Raw genomic sequence first — 19,015 nt, 5'->3', positions numbered from 1 at the left:
TTAGAAAATTAACCAAAATAAGTTATTGATTCACAAAGGTAACAATCCCATCTAGGATTTGTGGCATAATTTTACGCCAGGCTTCATTGTATGATTTATGATTCTCTAACCGGTTACCTTTGATTTCTCTTAAAATATGATTCATATTTTCTACCATCAGATATTCTGCATTTGGCACTGCTTCTTTTAATTTTTCTGCTTCAGATATTGGCACTTGTATATCCTTATCTCCATGGATAATGAGCACAGGCATATCAAGTTCGGCAATTTCTTGAGTAGGAGTATATTTTAACCAGGATTTCATAAAAGGTTGTAGGTTATATCTAAAAATAGATTCTAATGCTGGATCATACCCAGTAGCTCTGCCTTCATCTCTAAGTTGTCTAAAAGCAACAAAAGCACTTTTATCTAATCCAGGAGCTTGCTTTGCTATTTGCTCTATAATTACATCATCGATAGATTGTGCATTACCTGCAATAGAAATAAAACCATCGACATTTCCTTCGGCAACGATCATACCAATTAAAGATCCTTGACCATGACCTGCAACAATTAATTTTGTGTAATTTCCGTTTCGTTTAAAATAATTGATTACTGATTTTGCGTCTTCTACAAAATGATCAAAGGAGATTTCGTGTTCACGTATTCCTAATCCGTCCATTTTAAATAATCTTTTATCATAACGATAAGTGGCAATACCTTTTTTAGCTAGCTCATATGATAGTTTTTTAAAGGTATCATTTTTAGACATTCGATCATTACCATCTCTATTAACGGCTCCTGCATCCATAATTAAAATTATCAGAGGAACATTAAGATCAGAATATGGAGTTACTAAAGAACCTTCGACGTATTTATTTATTTTTACAATTGCCGAATTAAATTCTTTCTCCTGTCCCATACACAGCATTGTAATAGTAATTAAAAGAACAGAAAATTTTAATTTCATAAAGGGTAGATTAAAAGACTAAGTAATTGAGTAACGATAAATAATAAACCATATTTTGATCATTACAAATATTAAATAAAAATTGTGATTAGATTTTAACGATTCACTAACATACCCTTTTTTATCTTTGCCTCAAAATATAAATAATGATTACTCGTCGTATAGTACTATTTTTTTTCCTGATATCTTTTATAGGATTCTCATCTGAATATGATTGGGGGAAAACAGGGCATCGAGCTACTGGTGAAATTGCAAATACTTATTTAACAAATAAAGCCAGGAAAAACATCGATCGTCTTCTAAAAGGAAAAAGTTTGGCTTTTGTATCCACCTTTGCAGATGAAATAAAAAGTGATGATAGTTACAGAGGATATAGTCCGTGGCATTATGTAAATTTTTCTTTTGATAAAAAATATGGAGAAGAAACTCCCAGTGAGTATGGAGATCTAATCAAAGGAATTGAAAAGTGTGTAGAAGTACTTAAGGATAAAAGTGCTACAGATAAGGATAAAGAATTCTATTTAAAAATGTTGGTTCATTTTATAGGAGATTTGCATCAGCCTTTACACGTAGGTAGAGGAGAAGATAAAGGTGGAAATGATATCCAGGTACGATGGTTTAGAGATGGCTCTAACCTACACCGTGTTTGGGATAGCAATATGATTGATTATTATGGCATGAGCTATACAGAATTATCTAAAAATACAGATAGGTTATCTAAGGCTCAACTCCAAGTCATTGAAAACGGAGATGTGCTAGATTGGGTTCATGAGTCACAAACACTAGCAAAAAAGGTGTACGCTTCTGCCAATACAGGTGAAAAATTGGGGTATAAATATATGTACAATTATTTTCCGATGGTTCGTTCTCAGCTTCAAAAAGGTGGGGTTCGGTTAGCTAAAATACTGAACGAAATTTTTGGATAAGATGTGTGTTTACTCGCTAAACTCTAATTCTTTTCTATATTGTTTTGGGGACATAGAAAAGTGTTTTTTGAATGTTTTGGTCAGGTGACTCTCGTCTGTATATCCTAGTTGATAAGCAATCTCGGCAATAGTAAATTCTGTATGTTCAAGACGATACTCTACTAGTTTCATTTTGTACTTAGTGACATATTGGTGTATTGATTCACCAGTCTTTCTCTTGAAATAAGTACTTATCGAACTTTGAGACATATTAAATTTACTTGCCAAAAAACTAATTTTGGTACGATCATTATCATATACATTCTGACGTATATGACTTAAAATCTGTTCGATTTTTGAATGATTGAGCGGAATTTCTTTTTGATTAGAATTGTATTTATCAGAAATATTACGAACAATAATACTTAGAATAGTACTAATCGCGTTTGAAATAATTTCCTGATAATAAATCTTTTCATTTTTGAATTCCTCCATAACAACGTTATGAATATCCCAAATAATGCTTCTGTCTTCTTCATGGCAAATAACATCTCCTGGGATGATATTAGGATGATGAAGTAACTGTTCAATGCGTTGCAACCAATATTTCCTATCAGGTAAGTTGACCTTGCTCGAAAATAAAAGCTCGGTAAACTTAAAGTATGTGAATTTGGAATGCCCCTCTATTTCGAAGTGATGAGTATCCTCTGGAGCTAATAAAAAAATATTATTTTCTTCATAGGGAAATCTAACATCATTAATGGTGTGATATCCATGACCACTTTCCACAAAAATGATTTCGAAATAATTGTGATTATGAGGCTCCGCTTCCCATTCATCAAAGGAATATTGATGCACTACAAAGGTTTCATGTAATGTATAACGGTTCATATAACAATTTTTTAACATTTTAAAGTTACAAAAATAAAATCAATAAAATCACACTTGTTTTGTACTAGTACTTTACGTTAAAAAAGATTAGATGTTGTTGATATTTAAGTGTTTAGTTGTTTTTTTTACAAGTTATAAATTGATTTTTACAAGGATATTTCTTGATTTGAAAGTTAAATTTGCACCACTAAATTTAAGCAGAAATAGGTATGAAGTTCAGAATTTATTTTTACACAATGATTAGAGTACTTTTTGGAACCTATTTAGTTGCATATGGTGCATATAATGTATTTAGATATCCTGTTTTTCTAGATAGATTAGAAAAATATTTTACTTATACCTCTGTATTTGATTTAGGAATTGTAGAACTATTAGCGCCTCTCGTTCCATTTGAAACGTTTATCATAGGTTTATTTATAGCTATGGGGATTTTTACCAGAAAAATTTTAATAGCGTCTATATGCCTCTTTGCTTTTCTGACGGTATTTTTATTAGATGCCAATGCAGATCAGTTAGCACTAGTACATTTTCTCTTTTTAATAATATCCGTAATACTATTGGCCAAGGATAATTACAATCTGAATTCTGTTGATTATTCCAGAGATTCATATATGTTATTGTAGAATAAGATTTTTACCCTTTTGTGTGAGGGTTTTTTTCATAAGTTGATTTTGTTTGATGATAGAATACCCTTATCTTAATTGATGAGGGTCTTTTATTTAATAATCCTAAAAGTGAGGTTGATTCGTGGTTTAAGTACTTTCTTTGTCTTAGGGATTTGATGAAGCCATTTTTGTTGAGTATCACCTTTCATTACAAGTAAACTACCATGTTGTAACAAAATCTTTTTTTTAAGATTTTTTTGATTTTTATGCTTAAAATGAAACCATCGTTCTTCTCCAAAACTAACAGAAGCAATTGTAGGAGTATTACCCAATTCTTTCTCATCATCAGCGTGCCAACCATTACTATCTTGCCCATCTCTATATAAATTTAGCAAACAGGTTGTGAAAGTAGCTTGTATATGTTTTTCGATTGTTTGCTTTATCGCTAACAGATCATCAGTAAATGGATGTGGAACCATCTTAATATTAGAATAACTATACGTTTTGTTATTATTTGCATATAATGCAGTTAAACGTGGTTGAGCTATTTTTTTACCATAAATGGTAATTGTATCCTGTTGCCATTCTATAGATTTTGATAAGTTATCAAATAATCTATTTGCGATATTAAAGTCAAAAAAACCGGGATAATAAGTAACGTCTGCATCGGGCATCGATAGTTGAACAGGTTGATTTTGTAAATCAAATAAATCCATCAGAAATATTTTTTAAGACTTTAGAGATATTGATACGCCCAATAAATCAAAACAAATTGAAAAAGTAATCTAAAAATGAGGATCGACTTATGAAGATTAAGACTAGCTTTTTTATTTACTAGCATATGGACATGCACCGGGAAAAATAAAAATAGCATAATGATTATAGCCCAGATAGAAAAAGCCCTGGTATAATTAAATAATACTCCGATACCTACTATTATTTCAACTAATCCACTTAGATAAACTAATAATTTATGGTTAGGAAGGTAAAGAGGCATAATTCTCATAAATGCTTTTGGACGGATAAAATGAAAAACTCCTGCAATACAGAAGATTGCCGATAAAATATATAAATGCCAACTCATTAAATTCTAGTAGTATTTTCTTTATTTGCTTGACTAAATGTAAAAGTTTTATTCTTAGAAGTTTTTTGGATAAAACTGATTTTTCTGAAACGAATAGCTGTCCAATCATCATCAATAGATACCTGTCTTATAGGTCTAAGATTATAATCACCAAGAACGCCCCAACCATAATCTGTAGTGATTTGTGATGTATATTTTTTAGAACTTTGTTTAGGATATGCAAACCAAAGAATTGCATCACCTACCATTTTAGGATAAACGGTTTCAATACGGTTTTCTATTTGCTTTTTTTGAGTTACAAAAACCAAAGCAAAATCAACTTCAGATACCTGAATTAATGATTCTTTTATTAGTACATCTTTTAGACAATCTAATTCTTCACAAAAACCATCAGGTTCATTAAGAATCAATATCTCATCCAATGTTGGAGGGAGTTGTAATTTTTTAAAAAGCGGTGTCATGAGAACAGATTTTTAATAGGATTTGTGTTTCTTAAAGATACAAAAAAAACTATAATCTTCCTGTATTTAAGATAGTCTGTTTAATAGGCCAAATGTTAATTTTTTAGCTTTTCAACTCATTATCTTAAAAAAATATTAAAAGTGTTTTTTACTAATTTATTAAAAAGGTGATATCCATTGAGGTTATTCAATGTTTTACAATATAGATACATTTTTCTTAATGATAAACGCTTGATTTCCTGATAATAAACACAAGTTCTTCAAGTTAATTATGTATCAACTTAAATATATTTTTATGAAAAAAACTTTTAAAAACTGTACAATTGGTGTTTTAACTATCACCTTTTGTACGTTGTTCATTTCTTGTGAAAATGAACAATCAGAGAACGTTTCGGAACAATTAAATAAAGGTTTCGAACAAGAACTAGCTTTTCCTGAAACTACAGGAAAACAAGTTACCATAGAACTTAATGGTCAATCTACGACTGTAGAAGAAATCGATGGGCAGTATATTCTTGATGGAGATATGATTGTTACTCCAGATAATCAAGAAGGTACAAGGAGTACAGGTCGAACAAGTAGACGTTGGCCTAATAATACTGTATATTATTCTGTACAAAGTAGTTTGCCTAATAAACGAAGAGTTACCGATGCGATAGCACATTGGGAAGCAAATACAGATCTTACTTTTATAGAAAGAACAAATCAGTCAGATTATATCTATTTCAGAACAGGAAGTGGTTGCTCTTCGGCTGTTGGTCGTTCTGGCGGAAGACAGAATATTAACTTGGCTAATGGTTGCTCTACTGGTAATACAATTCATGAAATAGGACATGCAGTTGGATTATGGCATGAGCAGAGTAGAAAAGATAGAGATCAGTATGTAACAATCAATTTTCAAAATATTCAATCGGGTAGATCGTTTAATTTTCAAACGTATGTACAACGAGGTAATGATGGTGATGAGTATACGAATACACTAGATTTTAATTCTATTATGTTATATGGCTCATATGCTTTTTCTGCAAATGGTCAACCAACGATAGTAAGGAAAAACGGATCAACGTATAATGCTCAAAGAAATGGCCTTTCATCAGGAGATATTGCAGGAATTAGAATCATGTATCCTGGAGACGGTGGAGATATCTGTGATGGAGTATCTCCGTGGTCAAGTTCACAGAACTATCAACCGGGAGATCTGGTAACTTATCAAGGATATCTATATGAACGTACTAATACTGGTTGGAGAAGAATTGGGCGATGCGGAACTTCTGGATAAAGATCTATGACTTGATCCTAAAATCAAAATTATAGTTAAAAACAAACCCCTTTGTTATAATACTACAAAGGGGTTTTTATTTTAAAAATTATCAATTAATTTATTCAATAACTTTTAAGTCTTCAGAAGTATTGAATAATGTTTCTACATCCTCCAGAAATCTTATGTTTGAAACCATAGCTTCTCCAATTTTGGTATCAGACATACCTTTTTCTTGAGTCCATCCATAAAAATCCCATTTAGTTGCAAATGGGATACCATCAACCACCACAAAATCTCTGTAACGTATTGCATGTGGATCAGCTTCTGCTTTAGAGGTATCTCCCTCACTACCATAGGTAACAATGTAGGCTGCTGCTTGTAATGAATTTTCTTTTGGGTCGGTATAGATAACATACCAGTCATCAGGAGCATCGCCAATACCAGCGTCAAAAGACAGTTTTGCGGTACTATGGGTTTTGTTGTCCAAAGATCTATCTTCTTGCATTTCCCATTTGGTGCCTGGATCACTTAACTTATACGGAAATCCAAAAAAATAGGTCCAGGTAAACATATCAAAACGAGCTCTTTTATCATTTGCATCTGCAGGTTGCAAAAACACTTGTTTGCCATTATAAATTAATGAGCTGTTGTCTTTCTTGTCAATCCTGATTTTGGAAGAATTGGTAAGCATTGTAATTTTTCCATCTAAATGCTCATTGCCACCAAAAAATATTTTTACATCAAAACTCACAGCTTTATGATTTAGAAACGCTTCTTTTTTATGAGCTTTTTCAATACTTTTTATATAATGTTTTTCTATAGATAAGGCACCATCTCCAATACCATTATCTGGTTCTACAGGAATCTTTTCAAGCTTGTTATCAGTTGATTCAGTAGTTTTATTTTCTTCTTTAGTATTTTGATTGCAACCAATTAAGGCTATCACCAAAATCAAAATCCATAAATTTTTCATTAGCATAGTTGATTTGTATTATGAATCCAAAATTACTAAAACACAAAAGAGAAAAGGAAGTTTTAGGAAAACTGTAACAGCTATTTTAAAAGCGGTAATAAAAAAAGCTATGCTTTACAAAGAGAAAACATAGCTTTTTAGCACTCCTTTATTTACAATTTTAATCTTTTCGTTTTGCAGGTGTTTGGCGACCTCCTTGATGTAGAATCGCTTTTGTGACTTTTCCATTTTCTTTAATGAACTCAAGAGCAGCAGCAAATTCTTTGACAAAAAATTTAGTTTCTGTTTCTGGATGTATCTGAAAAGAACCTTGACCTGTAGCCTGCGATATTAGTTTTCCATCTTCTAATTGTATGGTAAGGTCGAACCCAGGTCGAATCTCATATACGCCAACATATTGTTCTAAAATATCATTAGATACTTTGATCGTTTCTTTCTCAGAAGGGATAGGTTTATTGGTTTTTTTTCCAGTTGTTTTCTTTATTCTGTTTTTAAATGAAGCGGTCACTTTGGTATCGTTTGTTTTAAACTCTATTTCAGAAAAGCTATCCTTAAAGAAAAAGACATTATCTCCTTTATGAAAAATTTCAAACTTTTGGCCACCATCTCTTTGGCTATAAAGTTGAGCATCTTTTAAAGTAATGATTCGTTTGGCACCATCTTCAAATTCATAGACTCCAACTAGTTTTTCCAGTTCACCTGCAGAGATTTCTGTGGCTTTTTGAGCATTATATGGTTTATTAATAGCAATAGAAGCAATTTGTATCGCAACATCTGTAGGACTATTACAATTACAATTAGTGAGTATAGCTACATGTAGATCTTCTTTTGGAATATAAATCTGGTAAGAAGTATATCCAAAAATCCCGCCTCCATGCTCAATAGAAGGAGAATCTCCAATTTTATTCACACTCCATCCGTAACCATAATAAGTTGGTTTTCCATTGTTTAATGTTGTGTTTTGAAATGCTTTTTGTAATGTGGTTGCTTTTAATAGTTTATTGGTATTAAGTGCTTTTTGCCATGTATTTAAATCTTTAACCGTACTCATTAATGAACCCGCAGCATATGGAAGAGTCATACTCAAATAATCTGCGTTGATATAGTTTCCATGAGTTTGATATCCAGAAGCACGATTTTTAATTATCTCACTTTTACTACCATAAAAAGAATCTTGCATCTGTAGAGGTTTAAAAATATTTTGTTCTACAAAATCTTCATACGTTTGACCAGATACTTTCTCAATTATAAACCCTAAAATAATATATCCAGAATTGTTATATCGCCACTCTTCACCTGGATCAAAATCCATAGGTTCATTTTTAAAATAATCAATTAACTCTGTAGGAGTCATATCTTTAGCAGCAATTTCTGATAAATTCATTGAGGTGTAACTCTTAATGCCAGAAGTATGATTTAATAAATGGTGTATGGTGATTTTTTTTCCATGGGTAGGATAATCAGGGATGTATTTGGTGATTTCATCTTCTATGGTTAATTTACCTTGTTCTAAAAGCATTAAAATAGAAACAGCTGTAAATTGCTTGGTAATAGATCCTATCTCAAAAACATTATTAGTTTTCATAGGAACTGAAAGCTCCATATTTGCTAACCCAAAAGCTTTATGATATATGGTCTCTCCTTTTTTGGTAATGATAACAGTTGCTCCAGGAGTATCAGATTTATATTTTTCTTGTAATACATCGTCAAATTTTTGCTCAAGGCTTTGAGCAAAAGTAGAAGCAGTAAATAAGAAAAAAACTAAAATATATAAGGGTGTAAATTGTTTTTTCATAATTGTTGGTTTTTTGATTGATGTTTATCTGTATGACGATTAAATCATATTCTGGTTACATAGCAAAGTCAAAAAAATGATATTAAATAATTGAAAAATACTGTAACAAAATATAAATAACGATTACTAACATCATATACATTTACTTTTTTGATCTTAAAGATAGATGTTTTTAGTAGGCTACTAATAAGATGATTATGGTTATCAATGTTAACATTGATTAACACTAGATAACTATACTAAACGTAAGTTCTATCTCTGACTATATAATTTTATCATTTAATTAAAAATTGAAAAAATGAAAACAATCTCATTAATCATCCGAAGCACATTCATAGCATTGTTATGTATGTCATTTGTTCAAACTTTTGGACAAGAAGTTACCGGTAACTGGAAAGGGGCATTATCAGTTCAAGGAACAGAGGTACCACTAGTGTTTAATATCGAAAATAAAGATGGAGCACTAACGGCAACAATGGATAGTCCATCTCAAGGAGCAACAGGATTACCTATGGATCAGGTGCTTTTTGAAAAGAATCAATTAACTTTGACATTTAAAAAAGCAGGGATCAAATATGTAGGGTCTCTGGAATCAGATAAACTTAAAGGAACTTTTTATCAAGGCGGAATGGAATTACCCTTAGAATTAGAGAAATCAGAAAAAACAATACCAGGAAATCCAGAATTAGTAACATCAGATATGTCATTAGAAAAATTGGCAAATCTGGATAAAGGAAACTATAAATATTCAGTTGAAGATTATTTTGCAAAACCAAAGGCAAGAACTTTTCGTTTTTCTCCAGATGGAAAATATTTGTCATATAGAGAAAAGGATAAGAACAACAAAAACCACGTATATGTAAAAGAAATAGCTACAGATAAGGTTACTCGTGTTATAGAAGAAAAAGAAGAGCTAATACGTGGATATGGCTGGGCAAATAATGAACGTTTAGTTTATGTAATGGATAAAGGTGGAAATGAAGATTATCATCTTTTTGCCGCTAATATTGATGGAACTGATCAAAAAGAATTAACTCCTTATGAAGGTGTTCAGGTTAACATTATCGAGGGATTAAAAGAGGATAAAGATCATTTGATTATCTCAATGAATAAAAATAATAAACAAATCTTTGAACCTTATAAGATTAATATTATTACTGGGGAGATCAAACAGTTATTTAAAAATGAGGATGCGGCAAATCCTATTGCAGGATATAATTTTGATAAAGATGGAGTACTTAGAGGGTATTCTAAAATACGTGACGGAGTAAATTTTGATTTCTATTATGCTAAAGAAGAGGGTAATTATGAAGTAATAAAAAAATTGAACTGGAAAGATACTTTCTCTGTAATTTCTTTTGATTACTCGACAGATAACCCTCACGATGCTTATGTAGTATCTAATTTAGATACTGATAAATCACAGATATATTTATACGACTTAAAAGCAGATAAAGTAATCAAGAAATTATATGCTAATGATAAGTATGATGTATCTAACCTATCATTATCAAGAAAAAGAGGATATGAATTGGATTACTTTTCATACCAAGGAGAGAAAAGAGTGGTAGAGCCTGTAAGTGATTATTATAAAAAATTACATAAAAAGATTACAAGTAAATTTCCAGATCATCAATACTCTATAGCCGATCAAACCGATGAAGAAGATAAATATTTGATCTTTTTACAAAGTGATAAATTATACGGAGTTTATTATTCTTATGATTCAAAAGCAGATGAATTTAAACTATTATATAATCTAATGCCTCAACTCAAAGAGAATGATATGGCAGAAATGCGTCCTATCACTTTTAAGAGTCGTGATGGTTTAACAATACATGGATATATAACACTTCCTAAAGAGGCATTGCAAGGTAAAAAAGTACCGTTAATAGTAAACCCACACGGAGGACCGCAAGGGATTCGTGATTCTTGGGGATTCAATCCTGAATCTCAGTTGTTTGCGAGTAGAGGGTATGCGACATTGCAAGTTAATTTTAGAATCTCTGGAGGTTATGGTAAGAAATTTTTAGAGTCCGGATTTAAACAAATCGGAAGAAAAGCAATGGATGATGTTGAAGATGGGTTAGAATATGTAATTAAGCAAGGATGGGTTGATAAGGATAAGGTAGCAATCTATGGAGGAAGTCATGGAGGATATGCTGTGTTAAGAGGATTAACTAAAACTCCAGATCTTTATGCCTGTGGTGTAGATTATGTAGGAGTTTCTAACTTGTTTACTTTTATGAAAACGATTCCTCCTTACTGGAAACCATATTTAAAGATTATCAAAGAAATCTGGTATGATGAGGATGTTGCCGAAGAAAAAGCAATTATGGAAGAAGTATCTCCTGTTTATCAGATTGATAAAATCAAAAAACCATTGTTTGTCGTTCAAGGAGCAAACGATCCAAGAGTTAATATAGATGAATCAGATCAGATTGTTAAGGCGCTTCGTGATAAAGGATATGATGTACCTTATATGGTACGATATGATGAAGGTCATGGTTTTGCAAAAGAAGAGAATTCGATTGCTATGTATAAAGCTATGATGGGGTTCTATGCTAAACATTTAAATAAAAAGACGGAAACAAAACCAGTAAAGGGATAAATTAAAAACCTTCAAGGTATGGGAGCCTTGAAGATGTATTTCTTAAGAACCTCCTGGAAACTTGAGCCAGGAGGTTTTTTATGATCTAATTTTTAGATAAAAGTTTGTATAACTAATCTTTAAGAGGGGTTAGTTCTTCTTTATCGTATTGCTCTTCTTCGCTATAAAGACTAGTGAATAATTTTAAATGATTATTAAATTCTTCAATTTTTTTATCCAAAAGAGCTTCATCTTCATGAATTACCAGAAGATCAACCAGATTTTTATAATATTCTATATTGATAATAATTTCTTCGATATGTTCATATTGTTCTCCTAGGTTTAGATTTCCGTAGTAAATTAATTGCTCCTGATATTTTCGTGTAACTTTTTTCCAAAGATTATGAGCTTTTTCGGGTTTTCCTATTCGATAATATCCATCAATAAAAGAAGAGAGCGTAGAATAGAATTCATAATATTCGACAGGCATTTTTTGCATTCCTAAATCCAAAATCTCTTCGGCTTTATGCATTTTTCCTTCATCGATTAGAGCGGTTGCCAATCTACCTAGGTTATTTCGATATGAAATAGAGTTCCTACGAGTTTCAGGATCTCGATAGATATCAGGATCTTCACCATTTCCCCAGTCCCAATCTTTTACAATTGGAAACGTAATATCCGTATTAATACGACCCATTTCATACGGGTTTTTAGGATCTATTTTAGTTAGAATAGGCACTAGTTTATAGATTAATCCATCTAGTTGTAGATAATCTTTCGTCCAGGCATAATCTTCATCACTAAAACTACCGCCAGAAAAATAGATAGGTCGTTCCCAATTATTATTTGCAATGATATCTAGCATTATTAATTGATTTTTGATCAAATAGTCCTTTTTAATATGTATGTCTATATAGGGCACTATTTTATCAGCATCTTTTTGAGCAACGATTCCATTTTTTAATACAGTTTCTTTGTCGACAGGAATTCTTATGTGTTTGCTAGGAAAAGTATTTACTTTTTCACCACTTAATAAATTACCTTGAGTTCTTGGGTCATCAGATTCAACCCATTGCATCCATTTTTTTATGGATAGGGTATCTTTAGTGATTTCTTGAAAATGAATAATATCATTATTTCCGTATTTATAAAAATCATGAGTTAATTGAGAAGGGATAGGTTTACTATCATAAGCAGCTCTTTTCATTTGATCTGTATACCAATCGGTAGATAAATATGTGCCGATGATAGTACGTACATCTGTTCTGAAACCTTCGATCTCTTGCAGATACCATAATGGAAAAGTATCATTATCTCCAATAGTAAATAAAATTGCATCTTTTTGACAAGATGATAAATAATTTTTGGCCATAGATTGTGCTGTAAATCTATTTGATCGATCATGATCATCCCAATTTTGACTTAACAAACGTAATGGAACCAATAAGAGGCTAATAGTAATAGTACTTATAATTAGTAATCTGGGTTTAAATACATTTTTTAATGATTCATATAAAGCATATACGCCATAACCAATCCAGATGGCAAATACATAGAATGATCCTACTAATGCATAGTCCCGTTCTCTTACTTCAAAAGGTTTTTCATTAAGGTATATTTTAAGAGCGATACCTGTAAATGCAAAGAAAACCAGTAGCACCCAGAAGCTTTTTCTTTCCTTTTTAAGATGAAATACGAAACCAAATAACCCTAACAATAGGGGAAAGAAGAAATATGTGTTTCGTCCTTTATTTTTTAACACATCTATTGGCAGGTTGTTCTGAGAGCCTAGATGTATTTCATCAATGAATGTGATACCACTCAACCAATTGCCTTCTAGCTTGGTCATTTTTCCCTGGATATCATTTTGTCTACCAACAAAATTCCACATAAAATAACGCCAATACATATAACCTATCTGATATTTGAATAAATATTTAAGATTATCTAATAATGAAGGTTTCTGTACATCGAGGTAGTTACCAAAGGATTGCAAAAACTTGTGGTAATCATTATTGTTTAGTTTTCCAAGAGCATAGTCCTTTCTAAACTTTGTAACGGCGTCCAGTAATTGTTTTTTATCTTTATGTTGAGGTTTAATAGTAAATTTAATCGGACCTGTAAAGATCATATAGTTTTTAATATGTTCTGCACTCCACATTCTTGGTAAAAATACTTTATGATAGTCATCTAAGTTTTGCCTTGAGTTTTTCCAATTATTTACTATTATATAAGTGCCTGTTTTCTCATCTTTTTCATATTTAGGTACGCCATCTTTATAAGGATTGTTTTTATCAAGATGAGAATAAACCTCAGTAAATTGTGGTCCATATAACAAAGGGTTTTCAGGGTATTGTTCCAGATTATAATATGCTAAGAGTTCTCTTGCATTATTAGGGTTGTTCTCATTGATTACGGTTCCTGCATTGGCACGAATAGGAATCATAATCCAAGAAGAAAAACCAATTAATATGAAAAGAATGCATAACAAAGAAGTATGAAGAAGAACAAATCCTTTTTTTCTGGTATGTGTTAATACTAGGTAGAAAAATAGTATAATAATTAATCCGGCAATAATACTTCCAGAGTTAAAAGGAAGTCCAAAAGTATTAATAAAGAAAATTTCTGAAGCCCCAAAAAACTTCAATATAGAAGGTAATAATAACTTGAATATAAATAATAATACAATTACTGCAGATATATTAGCTAGTATAAAGTTTTTGACCGTTATTTTTTTGTAATTCTTAAAATAATAAATTAATCCAATTGCAGGAATTGATAATAACCCCATAAAATGAATTCCAAAAGATAAACCGGTAATAAAAGATATTAAGATAAGCCATTTATTTCCTCGTGATTTGTGCATATCTCTGTCCCATAATAACCCTAAATAAAAGAGAACAGATAAAACACAAGTCGCTAATGCATATACTTCGGCTTCTACAGCATTAAACCAAAAACTATCAGTAAAAGCGAAAGATAAACTACCAATAAGGGAGCTGCTTAAAATGATAATTGCATCATTTTTTTTAATTTTTTCTCGTTCTTTAAATGTTTTTAAGAGAAGCATAGTAATTGACCAAAACATAAATAAAACAGTAAGAGCACTAGCTAGAGCAGAGCTGATATTGAGGGTAAGCGCAATTTGTTTTGGATTTGATGTAAAATTAGAAGCGACTGCACCAATCATTTGAAATAAAGGAGCGCCAGGAGGATGTCCAATTTGTAGTTTGGATGAGGTCGCAATATATTCACCTACGTCCCAAAAACTAGTCGTGGGTTCTACTGTAAGTATATATACCGATAAAGCTATGGTGAAAACCAACCAACCAAGTATCTTATTCCATTTTTGAAATCTTATGAATGGATTTTTATCAGAACTCATGAAATTACTTTTTAAAACAAAGTAATCACAAGAGACTATAAAAAAAGTAGTTTTAAGGAGCTGAAAAAGGTGCTAGTACCAGTACTATTTTTATTTTCTCAGTAATAATTCTTTTCTGTTGGAGATGTTTAACTTGCTGTAAATGTTAGTAATATGTGTTTTTACTGTACTCAGGCTAATAAATAGTTCATTAGCGATCTCCTTGTTGCTCTTTCCTTCAATGATTAAATTTTTAATAGTATTTTCCTGTTTACTTAAAGAAAAAGAAGGGTTGCTTTTGGATTTTTTTCTTGATCTTAGGTAGAAAATAAGTAGTGTGATAATGATCAGTAAACCAATACCATTTAGTAATAAGCTGATCGAGTATTTTTGTTGAACAACGTTTTTACTTAGTAAAATTAATTTATTCTCTAGATACGCATATTGCATAGGGTTTAGCTCACTGGATTTTAATTCATTTAATAAATCTTGATAATACCGAGGGTTTGCTTTAATATCTTTTTCAAGAAGATTTTTGTCATCTAATTTTTTGATACTAATTAGTTTTACTAAAAGAATTTGTAAAGAATCTTTTACATAACCTTTAGTTTCCATTAAGTATTGAGCTGTATCTAATTGGGCAAATGAAGATTCGTACAAGGATTCGAATTTCTTTAGTTTTTGCCATTCAAGATCTGCTTTGTTACTAGTAGTATAATCAGAAAATATAGATGTTCCTTTTTTAAAAAATATGGTATCTTTTTTAGAAAGAATAAAGAGTTTAAAGTTTTTTATTTTGTGAACAAGTTTGTTTTTTCTTTTTGGATTGAGATAGAGTTTATAAATATTGCTGTTAGCAGTAAAAAGATTTTTATCAAAAGCAAAGAAACCATCTTCTTGTATCGGTACTGATGCAATTATCTGACTATTATGACTGTTAGTATGTTCATCAACTGATAATTGGCTTAAATATATTTGTTTTTCCCAAGAATCTGGATGATCTATATTTACATAACCCGAAACACAGTTTTGAGCATGTATAGAAATACAAGAAATAAAAAGAGTCAGTAATATAAGTTTTATCTTCATCATAAAATCATTTTCTGGCTTTAAACAAAATTAAGATAACCGTTTTTGAATTCATAATAAAAAAAGTAGAGACCAAAAAAAGCGCTTCGATATCGAAGCGCTTTTTATAATCACAAGTTATAACAGAACTACATCTGTCTAAATAAGTTATTATTCATATCGTGTAGTATAAATATATATATAACTGATATTTATTTTATCATCTCAAAGCTACGTTGGATAAAAGCAGTTAATTCTTCTCCTTTTAATAAATTTTGAGATAATTTTGCCAAGTCAAGAGATTGTTTGATCAAACGTTCTTTTTTCTTGTCAGTTTTTGTACTAGCAATTTGACCGATCAATTCATGATTGGTGTTCACCACAAGGTTGTACATTTCTGGCATATTACCCATTCCAAACATTCCTCCACCACCGGTTTGCTGCATCTCTTTCATACGGCGCATAAATTCTGGTTGTGTAATCATAAATGGAGAAGCATTACTATCCATAGCCTCTAACTGTACAGTATATTTCTCTGCCGGAATCACTTTTTCTAAATCAACTTTCAAAGCATCTTTTTCTTCATCTGATAACTTAGAAATAGTTTCTTCATCTTTTTTGATCAAATTGTCAACGTGATCTGCATCCACTCTTACAAAAGTGATATTTTCTTTACTAGTCTCTAACTTCTGGATTAGATGAGAAACGATAGGAGAATCTAATAATAATACTTCATATCCTTTATCTTTTGCTGCAGTGATATATGCATGTTGTTCATCTTTATTAGAAGCATAAAGAACTACTAACTTATCATCTTTATCAGTTTGCTGATCTTTTATTTTTTCTTGTAACTCCTCAAAAGTAAAGAAAGTATTATCTACAGTAGGGTACAAAGCAAATTTGTCAGCTTTTTCAAAGAATTTCTCTTCAGAAAGCATTCCGTATTCAATAACAATCTTAATATCGTTCCATTTTTGCTCAAAATCCTCACGGTTATTTTTGAACATAGAATTAAGTTTATCAGCTACTTTACGTGTGATATAACTAGATATCTTTTTTACATTTCCATCGGCTTGCAGATACGAACGAGAAACATTTAATGGAATGTCTGGAGAGTCAATTACACCTCTTAGCATAGTAAGAAACTCAGGAACGATCCCTTCTACATTATCTGTAACAAAAACCTGGTTTTGATATAATTGAATTCTATCTTTCTGCATATTCATATCCTGACCTAGTTTTGGGAAATATAAAATCCCTGTTAGGTTAAAAGGATAATCAACATTAAGGTGAATGTTAAAAAGAGGTTCCTCAAATTGCATTGGATACAACTCTCTATAAAAACCTTTGTAATCTTCATCCTTAAGCTCTGTAGGTTGTTTTGTCCAGGCTGGATTAGGATTGTTTATGATATTATCTACTTCTTGAGTAGGAGCAGGATCTTCTTCTTTAGCATCTTCTGGTTTAGGTAAAGTTTCTGTTTTGGTTCCAAATTTGATAGAAACCGGCATAAACTTATTATATTTTACCAATAGCTCATTGATTCTGCTTTCTTCAAGAAACTCTGTATCATCTTCTCCTATGTGAAGAATGATTTCTGTACCTCTTTCCGTTTTATTATGCTCTTCAATAGTATAAGTAGGTGAACCATCACAAATCCAATGTGCAGCTGGCTCATCCTTATAAGACTTAGTGATAATTTCTACTTTTTCTGCTACCATAAAAGCAGAATAGAATCCAAGTCCAAAGTGACCTATGATCCCAGAATCTTTTGCACTATCCTTATATTTTTCTAGAAATTCCTCAGCTCCAGAAAAAGCAACTTCGTTGATATATTTTTCAACTTCTTCTGCTGTCATACCGATTCCTTGGTCGATAATATGTAGTTGCTTTTTATCTTTATCTATTTTAACCTCGATAAGAGGATTGCCATATTCTACTTTGGCTTCACCAATGCTTGTTAAATGTTTAAGCTTTAATGTTGCATCAGTAGCATTAGAAATTAATTCTCTTAAAAAGATCTCATGATCTGAATACAAGAATTTTTTGATTAAAGGAAAAATGTTTTCTACAGATACATTAATATTTCCTGTTGCCATTTTATACGGTTTTAATTTTGTTGTCTATTTGAAAAGGTAATTGTCAAAAAAAATACCAATAAAGAGTATCTGACAAACTGACATTTAAGTCAAGATTTTTTAAGGTCAAGAATGTAATTTTCAGACATATTTTATGACTAAGACTATAATTGTAAGTTATTCATTGTCAACTAGAGTAACTTTAACGTATTTTTTGTTTAACTTGTTCTATAAAAAGTTAAACAATTATTATATTTACGGTACTAGCATAAAAAACTAAAAACATGGCTTCTTCAAACAGAAAAAAGGCAATTGATGCTCAATCAATTATATCAAAGTACATGGAGTATGTATTAGAAAACGATGGTTATCCGGTATCTGTATATAAATTTTGTAAAGAGATAAAAATCTCTGAAGAAGATTTTTATCGATTTTTTGGAAGTATAGAAAACCTTACGGCAGGTGTTTGGAACGCTTTTTATAAAACAACCGTGGATGTTATAAGTAAAAATTCTGAGTATCCACGTTTTTCTAGTAGAGATAAAGTGCTCACTTTTTTCTACACTTTTTTTGAGCTACTTACTTTAAACAGAAGTTATGTTCTTTTTGTTTTAAAACCCCAAAATGTACCTTTTAAAAACCTGGAACAACTAAAAGATTTGCGAAATCACATTAAAGATTTTGCAGGAGAACTTATAAAAGAAGATAATGATACTAAACTATATAATATTACCAAAAATCCAGTATCTGTTTATACAGAAGGAGCCTGGATGCAGTTTTTATTCATTTTAAAGTTTTGGGTTGATGATAGTTCTCCAAGTTTTGAAAAAACAGATGTTGCCATAGAGAAATCGGTTAATACCATCTTTGATCTTCTCGATAATACGCCTTTAAATAATGTTTTAGATTTTGGAAAATTTCTTTGGAAAGAAAAATTTATGTGGAATTAAAGTAAGGAATTAAAATAATTTCTGACTTGTACTACAGAAGA

General features: G+C 31.0%; 15 protein-coding genes. 5 read left to right on the top strand and 10 right to left on the bottom strand.

Going from position 1 to position 19,015, the window contains the following annotated elements; all coding sequences use genetic code 11:
* Nucleotides 1–22: 22 nt before the first annotated feature.
* A complete protein-coding gene (locus tag U0D62_RS19850; protein WP_322289078.1) occupies nucleotides 23–949 on the bottom strand; it encodes an alpha/beta hydrolase in 927 nt (308 codons plus the stop codon).
* Between the two features lie 146 nt (nucleotides 950–1,095).
* Between U0D62_RS19850 and U0D62_RS19845 the strand changes: the two genes are divergently transcribed.
* Complete coding sequence (locus tag U0D62_RS19845) at nucleotides 1,096–1,875, top strand: S1/P1 nuclease (protein ID WP_322289077.1); 780 nt, start codon at nucleotides 1,096–1,098, stop codon at nucleotides 1,873–1,875.
* Nucleotides 1,876–1,884: 9 nt separating this feature from the next.
* Here U0D62_RS19845 and U0D62_RS19840 read toward each other — a convergent pair whose 3' ends face one another.
* A complete protein-coding gene (locus U0D62_RS19840; protein WP_322289076.1) occupies nucleotides 1,885–2,745 on the bottom strand; it encodes a helix-turn-helix domain-containing protein in 861 nt (286 codons plus the stop codon).
* 209 nt (nucleotides 2,746–2,954) lie between these two features.
* Here U0D62_RS19840 and U0D62_RS19835 point away from each other — a divergent pair, with 209 nt between their 5' ends.
* Nucleotides 2,955–3,368, top strand: a complete 414-nt coding sequence (locus tag U0D62_RS19835) for a DoxX family membrane protein (protein WP_322289075.1) — start codon at nucleotides 2,955–2,957, stop codon at nucleotides 3,366–3,368.
* A gap of 92 nt (nucleotides 3,369–3,460) precedes the next feature.
* Here the strand turns inward: U0D62_RS19835 and U0D62_RS19830 are convergent, their stop codons facing one another.
* From U0D62_RS19830 to U0D62_RS19820, 3 genes are read right to left on the bottom strand one after another with little or no spacing between them, the layout of a single operon-like run.
* On the bottom strand, nucleotides 3,461–4,066 hold the full coding sequence (locus U0D62_RS19830; RefSeq protein WP_322289074.1) for an alpha-ketoglutarate-dependent dioxygenase AlkB family protein: 606 nt from the start codon (nucleotides 4,064–4,066) through the stop codon (nucleotides 3,461–3,463).
* A gap of 20 nt (nucleotides 4,067–4,086) precedes the next feature.
* Nucleotides 4,087–4,434, bottom strand: a complete 348-nt coding sequence (locus tag U0D62_RS19825) for a DoxX family protein (protein ID WP_322289073.1) — start codon at nucleotides 4,432–4,434, stop codon at nucleotides 4,087–4,089.
* Entirely contained in the window at nucleotides 4,434–4,895 is a 462-nt protein-coding gene (locus U0D62_RS19820) for a hypothetical protein (RefSeq protein ID WP_322289072.1), read from the bottom strand. Before U0D62_RS19820 ends, U0D62_RS19825 begins: the two co-directional genes overlap by 1 nt.
* 295 nt (nucleotides 4,896–5,190) lie before the next feature.
* Between U0D62_RS19820 and U0D62_RS19815 the strand changes: the two genes are divergently transcribed.
* The gene (locus U0D62_RS19815) at nucleotides 5,191–6,174 is read left to right on the top strand and encodes a M12 family metallopeptidase (RefSeq protein WP_322289071.1); all 984 of its coding nucleotides are present in this window, start codon (nucleotides 5,191–5,193) and stop codon (nucleotides 6,172–6,174) included.
* Nucleotides 6,175–6,274: 100 nt separating this feature from the next.
* On the opposite strand, the gene U0D62_RS19810 is transcribed toward U0D62_RS19815, so the two are convergent.
* Entirely contained in the window at nucleotides 6,275–7,129 is an 855-nt protein-coding gene (locus tag U0D62_RS19810) for a DUF6503 family protein (protein WP_322289070.1), read from the bottom strand.
* Nucleotides 7,130–7,289: 160 nt separating this feature from the next.
* Entirely contained in the window at nucleotides 7,290–8,924 is a 1,635-nt protein-coding gene (locus tag U0D62_RS19805; protein WP_322289069.1) for a serine hydrolase, read from the bottom strand.
* Nucleotides 8,925–9,222: 298 nt separating this feature from the next.
* Between U0D62_RS19805 and U0D62_RS19800 the strand changes: the two genes are divergently transcribed.
* Complete coding sequence (locus U0D62_RS19800) at nucleotides 9,223–11,535, top strand: S9 family peptidase (RefSeq protein ID WP_416135550.1); 2,313 nt, start codon at nucleotides 9,223–9,225, stop codon at nucleotides 11,533–11,535.
* Nucleotides 11,536–11,647: 112 nt separating this feature from the next.
* On the opposite strand, the gene U0D62_RS19795 is transcribed toward U0D62_RS19800, so the two are convergent.
* The 3 genes from U0D62_RS19795 to htpG all read right to left on the bottom strand — a co-directional run bounded on the left by U0D62_RS19795 (nucleotide 11,648) and on the right by htpG (nucleotide 18,045).
* Nucleotides 11,648–14,899: a DUF2723 domain-containing protein gene (locus U0D62_RS19795; protein WP_322289068.1), complete on the bottom strand. Its 3,252-nt coding sequence runs from the start codon at nucleotides 14,897–14,899 to the stop codon at nucleotides 11,648–11,650.
* Nucleotides 14,900–14,989: 90 nt separating this feature from the next.
* On the bottom strand, nucleotides 14,990–15,970 hold the full coding sequence (locus U0D62_RS19790; RefSeq protein WP_322289067.1) for a response regulator transcription factor: 981 nt from the start codon (nucleotides 15,968–15,970) through the stop codon (nucleotides 14,990–14,992).
* A 188-nt stretch (nucleotides 15,971–16,158) separates the two neighbouring features.
* Complete coding sequence (htpG, locus tag U0D62_RS19785; protein ID WP_322289066.1) at nucleotides 16,159–18,045, bottom strand: molecular chaperone HtpG; 1,887 nt, start codon at nucleotides 18,043–18,045, stop codon at nucleotides 16,159–16,161.
* A gap of 263 nt (nucleotides 18,046–18,308) precedes the next feature.
* On the opposite strand from htpG, the gene U0D62_RS19780 reads away from it, so the two are divergent.
* Entirely contained in the window at nucleotides 18,309–18,974 is a 666-nt protein-coding gene (locus tag U0D62_RS19780) for a TetR/AcrR family transcriptional regulator (RefSeq protein WP_322289065.1), read from the top strand.
* Nucleotides 18,975–19,015: the final 41 nt, after the last annotated feature.

Origin of the sequence: Aquimarina callyspongiae, from assembly GCF_034322225.1 — a bacterium.
Taxonomy (GTDB): Bacteria; Bacteroidota; Bacteroidia; order Flavobacteriales; family Flavobacteriaceae; genus Aquimarina.
The sequence above is the reverse complement of the archived record's forward strand: the minus strand, read 5'-3'. Positions and strand labels throughout refer to the sequence as shown.